General features: G+C 41.0%; 13 protein-coding genes. 5 read left to right on the forward strand and 8 right to left on the reverse strand.

What is annotated here, in order from left to right:
* The first annotated feature begins 102 nt into the window (after positions 1 to 102).
* The 3 genes from AACQ49_RS08495 to AACQ49_RS08505 are packed head-to-tail and all read left to right on the forward strand — an operon-like array spanning position 103 to position 5,069.
* A complete protein-coding gene (locus tag AACQ49_RS08495; protein WP_004242877.1) occupies positions 103 to 1,176 on the forward strand; it encodes an HlyD family secretion protein in 1,074 nt (357 codons plus the stop codon).
* Positions 1,173 to 3,941: a ribosome-associated ATPase/putative transporter RbbA gene (rbbA, locus tag AACQ49_RS08500; protein ID WP_012367912.1), complete on the forward strand. Its 2,769-nt coding sequence runs from the start codon at positions 1,173 to 1,175 to the stop codon at positions 3,939 to 3,941. The genes AACQ49_RS08495 and rbbA overlap by 4 nt, the downstream gene beginning before the upstream one ends.
* Positions 3,942 to 5,069, forward strand: a complete 1,128-nt coding sequence (locus AACQ49_RS08505; protein ID WP_004242881.1) for an ABC transporter permease — start codon at positions 3,942 to 3,944, stop codon at positions 5,067 to 5,069.
* Between the two features lie 27 nt (positions 5,070 to 5,096).
* On the opposite strand, the gene kdpE is transcribed toward AACQ49_RS08505, so the two are convergent.
* Genes kdpE through kdpA form a run of 5 tightly spaced genes read right to left on the reverse strand, consistent with a single transcriptional unit; the run spans position 5,097 to position 12,857 of the window.
* Complete coding sequence (gene kdpE, locus AACQ49_RS08510; protein ID WP_004242882.1) at positions 5,097 to 5,780, reverse strand: two-component system response regulator KdpE; 684 nt, start codon at positions 5,778 to 5,780, stop codon at positions 5,097 to 5,099.
* Entirely contained in the window at positions 5,777 to 8,479 is a 2,703-nt protein-coding gene (kdpD, locus tag AACQ49_RS08515) for a two-component system sensor histidine kinase KdpD (RefSeq protein ID WP_161778986.1), read from the reverse strand. The genes kdpE and kdpD overlap by 4 nt, the downstream gene beginning before the upstream one ends.
* Before the next feature lie 4 nt (positions 8,480 to 8,483).
* Positions 8,484 to 9,077, reverse strand: a complete 594-nt coding sequence (gene kdpC, locus AACQ49_RS08520) for a potassium-transporting ATPase subunit KdpC (protein WP_041701120.1) — start codon at positions 9,075 to 9,077, stop codon at positions 8,484 to 8,486.
* A gap of 10 nt (positions 9,078 to 9,087) precedes the next feature.
* Entirely contained in the window at positions 9,088 to 11,145 is a 2,058-nt protein-coding gene (kdpB, locus tag AACQ49_RS08525) for a potassium-transporting ATPase subunit KdpB (RefSeq protein ID WP_004242885.1), read from the reverse strand.
* 11 nt (positions 11,146 to 11,156) lie between these two features.
* Positions 11,157 to 12,857: a potassium-transporting ATPase subunit KdpA gene (gene kdpA / locus AACQ49_RS08530; RefSeq protein ID WP_049203320.1), complete on the reverse strand. Its 1,701-nt coding sequence runs from the start codon at positions 12,855 to 12,857 to the stop codon at positions 11,157 to 11,159.
* Between the two features lie 335 nt (positions 12,858 to 13,192).
* Between kdpA and AACQ49_RS08535 the strand changes: the two genes are divergently transcribed.
* On the forward strand, positions 13,193 to 13,879 hold the full coding sequence (locus AACQ49_RS08535) for an ankyrin repeat domain-containing protein (RefSeq protein WP_004242887.1): 687 nt from the start codon (positions 13,193 to 13,195) through the stop codon (positions 13,877 to 13,879).
* Complete coding sequence (locus tag AACQ49_RS08540; protein ID WP_049203322.1) at positions 13,879 to 14,340, forward strand: nucleoside deaminase; 462 nt, start codon at positions 13,879 to 13,881, stop codon at positions 14,338 to 14,340. Before AACQ49_RS08535 ends, AACQ49_RS08540 begins: the two co-directional genes overlap by 1 nt.
* Positions 14,341 to 14,392: 52 nt before the next feature.
* On the opposite strand, the gene dmsD is transcribed toward AACQ49_RS08540, so the two are convergent.
* The 3 genes from dmsD to AACQ49_RS08555 all read right to left on the reverse strand — a co-directional run bounded on the left by dmsD (position 14,393) and on the right by AACQ49_RS08555 (position 16,623).
* Positions 14,393 to 15,004, reverse strand: a complete 612-nt coding sequence (dmsD, locus tag AACQ49_RS08545; protein ID WP_088207218.1) for a Tat proofreading chaperone DmsD — start codon at positions 15,002 to 15,004, stop codon at positions 14,393 to 14,395.
* Positions 15,005 to 15,143: 139 nt separating this feature from the next.
* Positions 15,144 to 16,004, reverse strand: coding sequence for a DmsC/YnfH family molybdoenzyme membrane anchor subunit (locus AACQ49_RS08550; RefSeq protein ID WP_004242891.1), 861 nt, complete (start codon positions 16,002 to 16,004; stop codon positions 15,144 to 15,146).
* A 1-nt stretch (position 16,005) separates the two neighbouring features.
* Positions 16,006 to 16,623, reverse strand: a complete 618-nt coding sequence (locus tag AACQ49_RS08555) for a DMSO/selenate family reductase complex B subunit (RefSeq protein ID WP_004242892.1) — start codon at positions 16,621 to 16,623, stop codon at positions 16,006 to 16,008.
* Position 16,624 lies beyond the last annotated feature (1 nt).

The following is a 16,624-nucleotide window of genomic DNA, read 5'->3' on the forward strand; positions in this document are numbered from 1 at the left end:
AGATGAAATAAAATTAAAAATTGTTATTTAACTATTTTCTTACACACAGTAAATCACAAAAAATTGGGTTATTTATGGCAAAAGGAAGGTTAAATAATTTATATGAAAAATCAAAAAACGAATCGTTTTTTTGTTTACGGCATTATTATTGTTGCAATTATTGCAGCAGGTATTTTTTGGTGGAAAACACAAGCACCAGCACTCCCTGATGGGTTTGCTCAAAGTAATGGGAGAATTGAAGCTACTGAAATTGATATTTCAACCAAAACACCAGGAAGAATTGACACTATTTTGGTCAAAGAGGGGGATTTTGTTAAAGCGGGTGAAGTGTTGGCAACAATGGATACTCGTACCTTAAAAGAGCAACTTCATGAAGTTCAAGCCCAACTAGAGCAAGCCAAAAGTAGCGTTATGACGGCAGAGTCGGCACTTTCTCAACGTCAAAGTGAGCAAGTTGCAGCGCAGGCGGTTGTTCGTCAGCGTATTGCAGAGCTTGACGCATCAGTAAAACGCCTTAATCGCTCTCGGGCATTAGTTAAAACAAAAGCAATTTCCATTCAACAACTGGATGATGATATAGCAAGAACCGAAGGGGCTCGTGCTGCTGTTGAAGCTGCAAAAGCACAAGTGACTGCAACCATTGCGGCAATTGATTCGGCAAAGTCTGGAATTATTCAAGCAAAAACCAAAGTTGATGCAGCAACAGCTACCGAACGACGTATTATGGCTGAGTTGGATGATAGTATCTTAAAAGCTCCTCGTAATGGCCGTGTACAATATCGTGTTGCGGAACCCGGTGAAGTGCTAGGCGCTGGCGGTCGAGTGTTAAATATGGTCGACCTTAGTGATGTGTATATGACATTCTTTTTGCCAACTGAAGCCGCTGGTAAAGCAGCCTTAGGCAGTGATGTCCATATTATTTTGGACGCAGCCCCACATATTGTGATCCCTGCGAAAACGACTTATGTTGCCAGTGTTGCACAGTTTACCCCTAAAACGGTTGAAACTGACAATGAACGTTTGAAACTGATGTTTCGTGTAAGAGCGAGGATCTCCCCTGAATTACTAGAGAAACACCTTGAATATGTCAAAACAGGTTTACCGGGACGTGCCTATATTCGCTTAGATAATAGCCAACCTTGGCCGACTGATTTAGAGGTGAAATTACCACAATGAGTCAACTAATGAGAACGCAAAGTCATTCTCATATCATTGAATTGACTCATGTATCCCAACATTATGGTGATACCAAAGCACTTGATGATGTGACATTGACTATTCCTGCCGGAAAAATGGTCGGCTTAATAGGCCCGGATGGTGTCGGAAAATCGAGTTTAATTTCTCTTATTTCAGGAGCCAGAGAAATTCAGCAAGGGCAAGTGATAGTACTTAATGGTGATATGAATGATGTTAATCACCGGCGAGCTGTTTGCCCCAAAATTGCCTATATGCCACAAGGGTTAGGTAAAAATCTTTATCACACACTTTCTGTTTTTGAAAACGTCGATTTCTTTGGTCGCTTATTTGGTCAATCCAAACAAGAGCGAGAAGAGCGCATCAATGATTTACTTGAAAGTACGGGGTTAGCGCCTTTTAAGGATAGACCTGCGGGTAAACTATCTGGTGGTATGAAGCAAAAACTGGGGCTTTGCTGTGCATTAATTCATGATCCACAATTGCTGATCCTCGATGAACCCACCACAGGGGTTGACCCATTATCACGGGCGCAATTTTGGGAGTTAATTAATCGTATCCGTAAACGTCAAACCAATATGAGCGTATTGGTTGCGACGGCTTATATGGAAGAGGCTGAGCGTTTTGATTGGCTGGTTGCAATGGATGCAGGTAAGGTTTTAGCCACAGGTCATGCGGAAGAATTAAAGGCGCAAACGGCGACAGATGAATTAGAAGCTGCTTTTATTGAGCTTTTACCGGAAGAAAAACGCAAAAACCATCAAAAAGTGATTATTCCTCCACGGGATAAAAGTGATGACGATATTATCGCCATTGAGGCCAAAGAATTAACAATGCGCTTTGGTCAGTTTGTTGCTGTTGATCATGTCAGTTTTCGTATTCCTAAAGGCGAAATTTTTGGTTTTCTAGGCTCGAATGGTTGTGGCAAATCCACCACCATGAAAATGCTTACAGGTTTACTTGAGGCAAGTGAAGGGCGCGCTTGGTTATTTGGGCAAGAGGTTGATCCAAAAGATATCGAAACCCGTAAACGCGTTGGTTATATGTCGCAAGCATTCTCACTGTATAGCGAATTAACGGTTCGACAAAATTTAGAGCTACATGCCAAACTCTTTCATATCCCAGAACAGGATATTCCTCAACGTATCAAAGAAATGAGTGAGCGTTTTAATTTGACCGATGTGGAAGATATGATGCCTGACGGTTTACCTTTAGGTATTCGACAACGCTTATCGTTAGCGGTGGCAGTGATCCACAAACCAGAAATGCTGATCCTTGATGAACCCACCTCTGGGGTTGACCCTATCGCTCGAGATATGTTCTGGAAGCTGATGGTTGATCTCTCAAGACGTGACGGTGTCACTATTTTTATCTCTACCCACTTTATGAATGAAGCGGCGCGCTGTGACAGAATGTCTCTGATGCATGCCGGAAAAGTGCTAGTGACAGATACTCCGGCTAATTTAGTGAAAAATAGTCAATTTGATACACTAGAAGAAGTATTTATTGATTATTTGAAAAAAGCATCCGGTGAAACAGAAACGCCCGATATTGAAGATAAACAGCTACAATTGCCTGCCTCTAGTGAAGAAAGTGCGGAAAAAGCGTTAAAACAACGATTTAGTTTACGCCGTTTATTTAGTTATAGCATTCGTGAAGGGATGGAATTACGCCGTGACCCAGTACGCCTTACCTTAGCATTACTAGGCACGGTAATATTGATGTTTATTATGGGTTACGGCATCAGTATGGATGTTGAAAACCTACGCTTTGCCATTATGGATAGAGATCAAACAGGGCTAAGTCAGGCTTATAGTCAAAACCTATCAGGCTCTCGCTATTTTATTGAAAAAGCGCCGATTACCGATTATAACCAACTTGAGCGTCGTCTCCGCAGTGGTGATATTACTGTTGCGATTGAAATTCCGCCTAATTTTGCTCGAGATGTTGCTAAAGGACATAAAGTAAAAATAGGGGTTTGGATTGATGGCGCGATGCCAAATCGTGCAGAAACTGTCCGTGGGTATATTCAGGCAATGCATCTAACTTGGATGTTAGATATGGCCATGCGTCAACCTACCAATATGGTTGATCAATTTTCCCCCATTGATATCGAAACCCGTTATCGTTATAACCCTGATGTAAAAAGTTTACCCGCTATAGTACCTGCGGTTATTCCGTTGTTGTTGATGATGATCCCCGCGATGTTAAGCGCCTTGAGTGTGGTACGTGAAAAAGAGCTAGGCTCTATTATTAATTTATACGTTACTCCGGTCACTAAAGCCGAGTTTTTATTAGGCAAACAGATCCCCTATATTTTATTGGGAATGTTTAACTTTTTTATGCTCTGTGCGCTTTCGGTATTTGTTTTTGGTGTCAGTTTTAAAGGAAGCATGTTAACACTCTCATTAGGGGCGTTGCTTTATATCACTATTGCTACGGGAATGGGATTACTGATTTCTTGTTTTATGAAAAGTCAGATTGCGGCTATTTTTGGTACTTCAATTATTACCTTAATTCCTGCTACGCAATTCTCCGGCATGATTGACCCAGTATCATCCTTAGAAGGTATTGGTAAATGGATAGGGCATATTTATCCGACTTCTCACTTTCTTACTATCACTCGAGGAACGTTTTCAAAAGGACTTAACTTATTTGATTTGCCTTGGTCTTTTATTCCGTTACTTATCACGATCCCCATTGTGATTGGGCTGAGTGTCTTTTTCTTGAAAAAGCAGGAGGCTTAAATGTGGCATACCGTACAAAATATTTTTAATTTAGGAATAAAAGAGTTACGAAGTTTATCCCGTGATAAGGCGATGCTGGCATTAATTGTGTTTGCCTTTACCGTATCAATATACTCATCGGCTACTGTAACACCGGGCTCATTACACCATGCGCCGATAGCGGTGGCTGATCAGGATAAATCTCAACTTTCGGCTCGTATTGTCAATAGCTTTTATATGCCTTACTTTTTACCACCTGCAGATATTACACCCGAGCAGATTGATGGTTTATTAGATAGAGGAACTTATACTTTTGCGTTAGATATTCCGCCTAATTTTCAACGCGATCTACTCGCAGGACGTAAGCCAGAAATTCAAGTCAATATTGATGCAACACGGATGAGCCAAGCTTTCTTAGGAAATAGCTATATTCAAAATATCGTTATGGGAGAAGCGAAAACTTTTCTTGCTAAAGAGCGCACTAACGATCCACTGCCTGTGGATTTAGAAGTTAGAATGAGCTTTAACCCAAACTTAACACAATCTTGGTTTGGCTCTGTTATGGCGATAATCAATAACATTACCATGCTATCTATTGTATTAACCGGGGCGGCACTAATACGAGAGCGAGAGCATGGCACTATTGAGCATTTATTAGTTATGCCTGTCACACCATTTGAGATCATGCTGTCTAAAATATGGTCAATGGGATTGGTTGTATTGTTAGCGTCGGCCATGTCTTTAGTGCTAGTGGTTAAATCACTGCTACATGTGCCGATCGAAGGCTCTGTTTTGTTATTTATGTGTGGGGTCGCGTTAAGTTTATTTGCAACGACATCCATTGGTATTTTCTTAGGCACAATGGCGCGCTCAATGCCACAATTTGGTTTATTGATGATTATGGTATTGTTGCCATTAAATATGTTGTCTGGAGGGATGACCTCAAGAGAGAGTATGCCTCAGTTTGTACAAGATGTGATGCAAACTATGCCAACCACACATTTTGTCAGCCTTGCACAAGCGATATTATATAGAGGCGCAGATTTCTCGATTGTTTGGCCTCAATTTATCGTTTTAATTATTATTGGCTCAGTCTTTTTTGCATTGGCACTGTTACGTTTTAGAAAAACGATATCTGCAATGGCTTAGTCGTTATGATAAACCGAAAAAAGAGACTTAAGGCATAAAACGATAACCGATCCCCGTTTCAGTAATTAAGTGCACTGGACAGGTGGGATCGGTTTCTATTTTCTGACGTAGATGCCCCATATAAATTCGCAAATAATGGCTATGCTCTACAAAGTTAGGCCCCCAAACATGCTGCATTAAATGACGTTGAGTTAATACTTTTCCACTATTGTTGACAAGTTCACTGAGTAGACGAAATTCGGTCGGAGTAAAGTGAATGGGTACGCCTTGGCGAGTGACTATTCTTTTAACCCAATCAATAGTGATATCACCAAATGTAAATTGAGTCGTTTCTGTTTCTTGTTTGACAAAGCGACGTAATGAAGCACGAACCCGAGCTAGTAATTCACTCATACCGAAGGGTTTAGTTAAATAATCATCAGCTCCAGCGTCTAAAGCATCAACTTTATCTTGTTCAGAATCTCTGGCGGATAACACAATAATCGGCGTGCTACTCCATTGACGGAAATCTTGAATAAAGCAAAGCCCATCTTTATCAGGTAATCCTAGATCAAGAATGACTAAATCAGGTTTTCTTGATGCTGCTTCTATTAATCCTCGTTGACATTCTGAGGCGTCATAAACACGAAAACCTTCGTTCTCTAATGCAAGGCGAACGAATCGTAAGATCTCTTTTTCATCTTCAACAATCAATATGTTATATGGCGTCACTGTTTTATTTCAATCTCATCAATATTCGGTAGTGATTTTAAAGGTAAAACAAAGTGAAAACTGGCTCCACCTTTTTTATTATTTTCAGCCCAAATTTTACCTTCATGTAAGTGGATAATAGCACTGCAAATAGCAAGACCCAGCCCAACCCCCGGAATGGCGGACTCTTTTACTGCACGTGAAAATTTATTAAAAATAAGCTGCAATTGTTCAGTGGGAATACCTGCGCCTTCATCCCAAACTTCAACATGAATTTGATCCTCTTCAACCGTGGCTTTTATGCCTAATTTGGTCTGTGATGCGGTATATTTGACTGCATTTTCTAACAAATTAGTTAACACGCGCTCAATTAACAGACTATCGCAATAGAGTAATAAATCAGCTGGAATATCAATTTGTAATGGATGTTTATCAAGTAAATAAGAGAGTGAACGTACTGCACTTCCAGCAATTTCTTGCAGTAAATTCCACTGCAGGTTGACTTGGATACCCCCTGATTGAATACGTGCCATATCCAGTAAATTGTTGACTAAGCGGGAGGTCGTCAAAATTTGTTGGCGGATCTGACTGACTTGTTCAGTATGAGCAGAGCCTTCAGCACTTAAGTCTAGAAGAAGAATTTCAGACTGGCCAAACAGGACGGTAAGTGGTGTTTTTAGATCATGAGAAAGGGCGGCTAAGAGCGCATTTCTTAATTGTTCTCGTTCTATATTAATACGAGATTGTTCGGCCATTTCCGCCTGCTGTAACCGTTCAAGAGCATTGGCAATTAGGCCATTAAATGTCTGTAAGAGTTGCTGTTGTTCAGGAATAAGTACTTGGCGTAGATTATTTGGCTCAATCGCTAAAATCGCTAATACTTGTTGAGATGCGCTAATAGGGTGCAACTGATAAGGGACACTAGGTAGGGTATCCGTTCCTGCACCTGCGATTTGATCTTTATCCCAACACCAACGGGCAATACCACTATCAATGGGAAGTTGTCCCATACCTTCAGCATTGTATGGCGTTAATTCATCATGATGATTAGGCATTAATAAACAAACTTTGGCATCAAAAGCACTTGATAAAAAATGATAACTAGTACGTACCACTTCTTGTAAAGTCAGTGCCCGACTCAGCTCTCGGGTCATTTCAAATAAATGACGAGTGCGTTGTTCTCTATAACGAGCAACTCGGGTTTGATAACGCATTCCCGCAGTTAAATTACCCACCACTAACCCAACAATGAGCATTACGGAAAAAGTCACTAAATACTGCATATCTAATACAGCCAGTGAAAAATGCGGTTGCACAAAGAACAAATCAAAGCTTATCACATTGATTAAAGCAGCAAAAATAGAAGGGCGACGACCAAAAAATAGCGCGATAAGAACAACGCCTAATAAATAAAGAGTAACTAAATTTGCCTTATCTAACGCTAACAAAAAAGTACGTGAAAAAAGCGTAATAGCTAGACATAAACCAATAGCTGTTAGATAGCCTTTAAGATTTTGGCGCCATTTATCATTTTGTGGCACAAATGTTTTTGTTTTATAACGCGGCTCTTCTTCATTTAAAGCGACACTGATAACATGCAAGTCAGGTGCATAACGCGCTAACCTTTCAGCGAAACGCATGCGGACCCAACGTTTTAACCATTGCCACTTTTGATAGGGGCGTTGACCGATAATCACCTTGCCTAAATTATGCTCTCTGGCATAGCGGATCACCGCTTTTTCCGCTTGATTATCAGAAAGGATCGCCGTTCTTGCCCCTAGGTGTTGTGCTAACTTGAGGGAATGTAAAATAGCACGGCGTTTATGCTCACCTATCTGATGTAGCTTTGGTGTTTCAACATAAATAGCATGCCATTGGCAACCAAAAGCAGCAGCATAACGAGCGGCAGTACGCACTAATTTATCATTTCTTCCATGAGCACCAAGACAAACCATTAAACTATCAGTAGTATGCCAAACAGGCGTACCACCTTGGCTATCACGGAATTCTTTTACTTGGGAATCAACGCGATCTGCCATTCGTCTTAGGGCAAGCTCTCGTAATGCAATCAAATTACCTTTACGAAAAAAATGCTCTATTGCACGTTCTGCTTGTCCTGCCAGATAAACTTTGCCTTCATTTAAGCGCTGTTGTAGGTCGTCTGGTGGTAAGTCGACCATAACCACTTCATCAGCATTATCAAAGATATAATCAGGAATAGTCTCTTGAACGCGAATACCTGTAATACTACCAACAATATCATTAAGACTTTCAATATGTTGTACATTAATGGTGGTTAAAACATCGATGCCCGCATCAAGTAACTCTTCAACATCTTGCCAACGTTTTGGATGGCGACATTTATGTGGATTACTAAAAGCCAATTCATCCATTAAGATCACCGCAGGATGTCTTGCTAAGGCCCCATCTAAATTAAAGGCAGAGAGCTTTCTACCACGATAATGTAATTTTAATGGCGGTAATAACGGTAATCCCTCAAGTTGTTGTGCCGTTTCTTGGCGCTGATGGGTTTCTACAACCCCAGCTAAGACATCAATACCTTGCTGATGTAAACGTTGAGCTTCTTGTAACATGGCGTAGGTTTTACCTACGCCGGCACAGGCACCAAAAAAGATCTTTAATCGTCCTCGATGGGGTGCTCGCGTTAATGCCAGCAAATCATCAGGAGAAGGGCGTTGCCACTGCGGAGCTTGTTCCATTTTATTACCCGCTCACTTTATTGTTTTTTTCTGCACTCAATCTATCAAGTGCCTGATTGAGTTTAAAGACATTCACCACAGGTTCACCTAAAAATGGTATTAATGGCGATGTCGTATTTTCTGTAATTAATTGTTTTATTTCATTTATTGTGAATTGACGTAATAACGCAATATGCGGTGCTTGGTAATAAGCGGCAGCCAATGAAATATGAGGATCAAGCCCACTGGCGGAAGCAGTCACTAAATCAACCGGAACGACTTGATGATTATCAACCCTTTTTTGCCATAAACGAACACCTGCAGCCACTTTCTCGCTTAAGAGTGGATTTGATGTAGCAAGTTGGCTAGCGCCGGAAGCCATACTATTGTAAGGCATTTCACTTGTCATTGAGGGGCGACCTTGAAAGTAATCGGCTCGATTAAATGACTGTCCAATCAATTCAGAGCCAATCAGTTTATCGTCCCGATAAACCAGTGAACCATTTGCTTGCCAAGGGAAAAACAATTGAGCTAATCCGGTTATAAATAAAGGATAGGCTAATCCAGTGATAAGTGTCAGTAATACTAACATCACTAAAGATGAACGAAAAAGATGCATAGTATTCTCCTTAAAGCCCAATAATAGCTAAAATCATATCGATGAGTTTAATGCCTAAAAAAGGAACAATTAACCCACTTATCCCGTATAAAGAGAGATTACGGCGTAATAATGAATGAGCAGAAACAGGACGATAATGCACACCTTTCAACGCTAAAGGGATCAAAAAGACGATGATCAAAGCATTAAAAATAACGGCTGATAACATCGCGGATGCTGGGGAGTGTAATCCCATAATATTGAGCATATTCAATTGTGGATATGTCACCGCAAAAGCTGCGGGAATAATGGCAAAATATTTTGCGATATCATTGGCAATACTAAAGGTGGTTAGGGCGCCACGGGTCATAAGCATTTGTTTACCAATATGAACGACTTCAATTAATTTGGTGGGATTTGAGTCCAAATCAACCATATTGCCTGCTTCTTTAGCGGCTTGCGTTCCTGAATTCATGGCCACAGCAACATCGGCTTGCGCTAAAGCCGGCGCATCATTAGTACCATCTCCGGTCATAGCGACAAGTCGACCTTCTGATTGATATTGACGGATCAACGCCAGTTTAGCCTCTGGAGTGGCTTGCGCAAGAAAATCATCTACACCGGACTCGGCAGCAATGGCCGCCGCAGTAAGATGGTTATCACCGGTGATCATCACGGTTTTAATGCCCATTTGGCGAAGTTGAGCAAAGCGCTCTTTGATACCCCCTTTGACGATATCTTTAAGTTCAACTACACCAAGGATATTTTGATTTTCAACGACGACTAATGGCGTAGCACCAGCTCTTGCGACTTGCTCGACTATGGTGTTGACTTCATCGGGAAAATGGCTATGACTAACTTCGATATGGCGACGAATAGCATCAACCGAGCCTTTACGTATAATACGCTCGCCAATATTTACGCCACTCATTCTGGTCATCGCTGAGAATGGAACAAAAGAGGCTCCCATCGAAGTTAAATCTCGTTCACGTAAATTAAAGCGCTGTTTGGCTAATATAACGATGCTACGACCCTCAGGTGTTTCATCTGCTAAAGAGCTTAATTGCGCCGCATCTGCCAATTGTTTTTCAGTTATTCCTGATAGAGGAATAAAACGAGAAGCTTGGCGATTACCTAAAGTAATTGTCCCTGTTTTATCGAGTAATAAAACATCAACGTCTCCTGCGGCTTCTACTGCACGTCCACTCGTCGCGATCACATTAGCGTCTAACATCCGGCTCATACCTGCCACACCAATAGAAGAGAGTAGTCCGCCGATGGTTGTAGGGATCAGACAAACTAATAATGCGATTAACGTTACAACAGAAATAACCTCACCATGCTCTTGGAATTGCACGGCAAACACACTAAAAGGATAGAGTGTGGTACAAGCGAATAAAAAGATCAGCGTTAGGGCCGTTAATAAAATAGTTAATGCAATTTCATTCGGCGTTTTTCTGCGTTTAGCCCCTTCCACCATACCAATCATACGATCGAGGAAAGAATTACCTGCTTCAGCACTACAACGAATAATCAACCAGTCAGATAACACACGAGTCCCTCCAGTAACAGAAGAAAAATCGCCACCTGACTCACGAATAACGGGAGCTGATTCACCGGTGATCGCACTTTCATCAACAGAAGCGCCACCTTCAATCACTTCACCATCACAAGGAATTACCTCGCCAGCATTGACCAAAACAATATCGCCTTTATGTAATAAAAGTGAATCAATGATTTCTTGGGGAGCGTGAAGATCAGCATGCTGTAAGCGCACCGCTTTAGATTGTTGTTTCGCACCTCGTAAGCTTGCCGCCTGTGCTTTACTACGACTTTCTGCTAAAGATTCAGCAAAATTGGCAAATAGTAGGGTTATCCATAACCAAAGCATGACTTGAAAAGTAAAATGATTATCTGGTGGTAGATACCCCAGTAAAACGGCAAACCAAATACCCGTAGTGAGTAGTGCACCAACATAAACAATAAACATCACCGGATTATGCCATTGCGCTTGAGGGGTGCATTTTTTGATAGCATCCAAGAAAGCCGACATCATTGTTTTTCTATTAAAAAGAGGTGTTTTTTTCATGATGAGTGTCCTTATTTAGCCCATAACAACTGTAAATGCTCAGCAATAGGGCCTAGTGCTAATGCCGGAACAAAGGTGAGTGCACCAATCATTATTACTGTGAGGAACAATAGAAAAATAAATAGCGGTGAAGTAGTGGACAATGTGGCTAAACTTTCAGCTTGGCGTTTTTTTATTGCCAAACTACCGGCGATAGCTAAGACAGGCAACATGACACCAAAACGTCCGACAAGCATAGTGATACCTAATAACAGATTATAAAAAACAGAATTAGCATTCAGTCCGGCGAAAGCACTGCCATTGTTATTGGCAGCTGAAGTAAAAGCGTATAAAACTTCACTAAAACCATGAGGACCAGGATTTAAAATCGCTTCGCGACCTACTTCGCTAAAGAGGGCAAGTGTTGTACCTAATAAGGTGATTGCTGGTGATATTAAAATAGCGACAGCAACCCATTTCATTTCTGCTACACCAATTTTTTTGCCGAGATATTCAGGTGCTCGACCCACCATTAATCCAGCGATAAAAACAGCTAACAAAACATACAAGATCATGCCATAAAAACCAGAACCAACACCGCCGAAGATGACTTCTCCAGTTTGCATTAACCACATAGGAACCATACCTCCTAATGCAGTTAATGAATCATGCATGGCATTTACTGCACCACAAGAAGCAGCTGTAGTGACGGCAACAAATAACGCACTGCCTATTAAACCAAAGCGACTCTCTTTACCTTCCATATTTAATGAACTATCCGCACCCATTAACGTAAATTGTGGGTTACCTCGCCATTCAGCCCAAACAATCACGCTAACCGCAACAATAAAAATCAATGTCATTACCCAAAGTAAGGTATAGCCTTGCCGTTGTGTACCACTCAGTCGGCCAAAGGCGAAGCATAGCGCGGTAGGTAACAGGAATATGGCAAGTATTTGCAAAAAGCTACTGAAAGAGGTTGGGTTTTCATAAGGATGAGCAGAGTTTGCTGCAAAATAGCCTCCTCCATTGGTTCCTAACAGTTTAATTGCCTCTTGAGAAGCAACGGGGCCCATTGGTAACCATTGCTGATTTTCAAGTCCTTGGCTTAATAGCGCGGGATGGAAATTTTGGATCACGCCTTGGCTAACAAATAACAGTGACCAAATAATGGCTAAAGGTAGTAACAGATATAGGGTAATACGACCAATATCTACCCAAGCATTACCAATGGAATGGCAAGAAGATTGTGTTAATGCTCTGATCAATACAAAGGCAACAGCGATCCCCGTTGTTGCTGATAAGAAATTTTGTACTGTAAGCCCCATCATTTGGCTTAAATAGCTGACGGCTGTTTCACCGCTATAGGCCTGCCAATTGGTATTAGTAATAAAACTAATGGTGGTATTTAATGCTAAATCCCAACTCATATTAGGTGCAAACTGTGGATTTAAAGGTAAATAACCTTGATTAAGTAAAATTACCAATAATAAAAATGCTCCCATTGAGTTAAAAATTAACAGGGCGAACATATAGTGATACCAACTCATAGGCTGAATTGCTTTGCCGGCAGGTTTAAAACCACAGCTACGCCAAATAACCTGTTCTGTTTTTGTTACCCAACGAGGTAAATCACCTTCTATGAGACGAGCAAGATAATTGCCAATCACTTTTCCCATAATCAGTAAGACGGTGAGAAAAACGGCAATATAGATCAACGTTGTTGTTGCCATTTTTAAAATGCCTCTGCATGAAACAACACATAAATAAGATAAGCAGTGAGCACAATCACTAATGCCACAGCACCGAATATCAACATTTGAACTATCCTTTTGTGATTTAGATTGAGTAAAGCTACTGAAAGAGGTGTAAAGATGTTGATAAAAGCGCTATGGCGGATGTAAAAAAAGTATAAAAATGCTGACCAAACCTAAATCAAGGCTTAATGGTGGAATATTTTATTCCTCAATGGGTTGAAATAATGCCATCCCTTTGTTAGATGTAATAAATAGTCGAATAATCTGCTGATTAAGCAGGCTGAAAATACCCCTTCACGAGGAGAGATTGAATGAATGCTATCTATTTAAAGACCAAGTGGTTTTTCTACTTCTTAGGCCTATTAATGGTTTCATCTATCTTTATGGTAAAAGCAATGGCAAATTCTGATAAAGCAGATCTAGTAACACTGGCACAAGAGGGAAACTTGCCAGAATTAAAGCGCCAGATAGCGCAAGGAGAGAATATTGAACAACGAGATATCAAATTGCGTACACCGCTAATGGCGGCTACTCATGCGAATCAAATTGAGGTGGCAAAATACCTGATTGAACAAGGGGCTAACGTCAATGCCCGCGATGCTATCTATGATTCACCTTATCTTTATGCTGGAGCGAGAGGATTGCAGGAAATTTTAGCTTTAACCTTAGCCCATGGCGCAGATCTGAATAGCATCAACCGTTATGGTGGTACGGCATTGATTCCTGCGGCGGAGCGCGGCCATGTTGCCACAGTAAAAACCTTGATTGATGCCGGTGTAGATGTCAATCATGTTAATCGCCTTGGTTGGACTGCGTTAATTGAAGCCATTATTTTAGGTGATGGAAGTCAAAAATATGCAGATATCGTGACGTTGCTGATCGATGGTGGGGCGGATGTTAATTTGGCTGATGGATCTGGACGTACACCATTAACCTTAGCGAAAGATAAAGGCTATACCAATATCATCAATATTCTTCAACAAGCAGGGGCAAAATAATGTCAGATAAGCAATTTATACAGCAAGCCATTTCGCTTGCCACAAAGAATGTGAAAGTTGGTGGGCGTCCCTTTGGCGCGGTGATCGTGAAAAATGGCCAAGTGATTGCTCATGCTGTTAATCAAATTACAGCGACAAATGATCCAACTGCACATGCAGAATTATTAGCATTACGAGAAGCCGGAAAAGTGTTAGGACGAGCAAAATTGGATGATTGTGTGGTTTATGCCAGTGGTCAACCTTGTCCAATGTGTTTGGCGGCTATGCGTATGGCGGGGATCTCACAAATATTTTATGCTTACTCTAATGATGATGCCCAGCCTTATGGATTATCGACAGCCAATATTGCTAAGGCATTAAGAGTCGCTCCGGAGCAACAAGAAGGGTTGCAATTTGTGCAAATAAAACCTGAAGACGAAAAACAACCGGCACTTTATCAGCTGTGGTCTCAACAATCTTAACTAAAAATAACAGCCCAATTAGGGCTGTTCTTCTTTTGATCAAATCAGTCGATTAGCAAAATAGCTGTTTTTCAACAGGAGTAATCGAGAGTAGGGATTGCCAGCTTTTAAGCGTTAACGTTGCTAACATGGCAAGACCTTCATAATAAGGGAATGCCCCTTGTAATGACAATTTCTCTAGATAGCGATAAGCCCAAGGTAATAAATGTTCAGCAAGTAGTTCAGTTAATTTTTCAGGGCGTGTTTCTGCAACCCATGCCACCATCATCACCATTAAACCAAAGTGATCTTCAGGTTCATTTTGAGTCAAGGCAATATCAATACCATTCTCCAGCATCCATTCACGTAAATCTAAGGTTGAATCACCAAATAAGACATTCTCATGATCAAGATACACCGATCCCCAAGGTGGTGCAGGTAGCGCATAAGGCCCAATAAATAAACGTTGATAGGCTTGTGCTAATGTTTCATCTTGATAGGTAGTTTGCGCCAATAATGAGGCAATGCGTTGTTTTTCTTCTTCAGAGCCATAAGGCCATTCAGTTAACCATTTGCCGCTTGAGAGTAACTCAGCAATGTCACTTTTTTCAGTTGGTGGGTAATAGAAAGCAGCCCCAATAATACGGGCAGAGAGAGAAATATCTGTAATAACTTGTTGTTCCATAATATTTTTATTATCCGCTGAAATGTATATTATCTATAATAGGTTATTCCCTATATAAACATAATGACTAAGATTAAAAAAGGGTAACACAGTAAAAGAAAACCGCCATTACGGCGGTTTTTAAGGATAAATAGGTTGATTAACCTACAACAGCCATTCCTACTGTCATATGTAAGCCATAGAATACGCCACGACCAATAAATTCACCAACAAACACCAAAATAAAACCTAACACCATTAAAGAAACAGAAGGATTATTTTTGCGTAATAACGGTGCTATCCAACAAGCTAACCCTAATGTTAGGGCAATCAATTTAATGCCCATTAAAAAACCGTAATCAGGAACTAAATCAACCGCTTTTTGTACGGAGGTTTGAATTGAACCCAATTCAAAGCCTTGAGAGGTAGCCACAATAGCACTGATAATAATGGCGATGACACTTAATAGCGGTAATGCACTAATACAATTTAAGTTAAAACCGGCAATACGCATTAACAGTGCCGCTAAAATAGGGCCACCAATAAATGCGGTTAGTACGAAGTTAACTGTGGTATAGCCATTATACCAAGTAGGTACAGTATCAATTTGATAAACTCGCGAAATAGCCGTGATAAATAGCACCGCAAGTATCATGACAACCACTAGCCACAATTTACCTAATGCAGCGGGCATTTTATTTAACACACTAATTAGCCAATATAAGCCACCTAAAGCAAAGAATGTGGCACCACTGGCAATTTCATTACTTAATGATGAATGACCAAAACGGATAAAAGAGTTAAAGGCACGCATTGGGGTTCCCATATGGATCATGGAGAGTAAAAAACCAATCCCCATTAATAACCACAAACCAAACATGCTGTAATGCACTTTGCGATTTAACGCTTCAGGCAGTTTGCCTGAAAGAATGGCGCAACCCATAATAATAAAGGCGCCAGCCACACTTTGACCAATAACGGTAAAGAACATCAGTGGCCATTCATGTAATCCCATGCCCATCTTAAACCTCCTCTGGGTTAGCCAGATGCCCGGTGGTGTCACCTACAGGTCGGCTATTGGCATTTAATTTAAGTACAATATTCGGTTTAGTGTATTTCGCAGATGGAAGAGGGGCTATTTCAGCAAGATCACCATATTTAGCGCGTAACTCTTCAATCGGTGCCATATCTAATGCACGCAATGGGCAAGATCCGACACAAATTGGCTTTTTGCCTTCAGCAACACGCTCATAACAACCATCACATTTGGTCATGTGGCCTTTGACTTCATCAAACTGCGGTGCACCATAAGGACATGCCATATGGCAATAACGACAGCCTATACACACTTCTTCATTCACCACCACAAAACCATCTTCGCGTTTGTGCATGGCGCCACTTGGACAGACTTTTACGCAAGCCGGATCGTCACAGTGGTTACATGAAATAGATAAGTAGTAAGCAAAAACGTTTTGCGTATACACACCATCTTGCTCGGTCCAATCACCACCGGCATATTCATAAATACGGCGGAAATTGACCTCAGGGGATAAATTTTTAAAATCCTTGCACGCGAGTTCGCAGGTTTTGCAGCCGGTGCAACGACTTGAATCGATATAAAAACCATATTGCGTTGACATA

It is taken from the genome of Proteus sp. G2675, from assembly GCF_963886535.1.
Lineage (GTDB): Bacteria > Pseudomonadota > Gammaproteobacteria > Enterobacterales > Enterobacteriaceae > Proteus > Proteus mirabilis.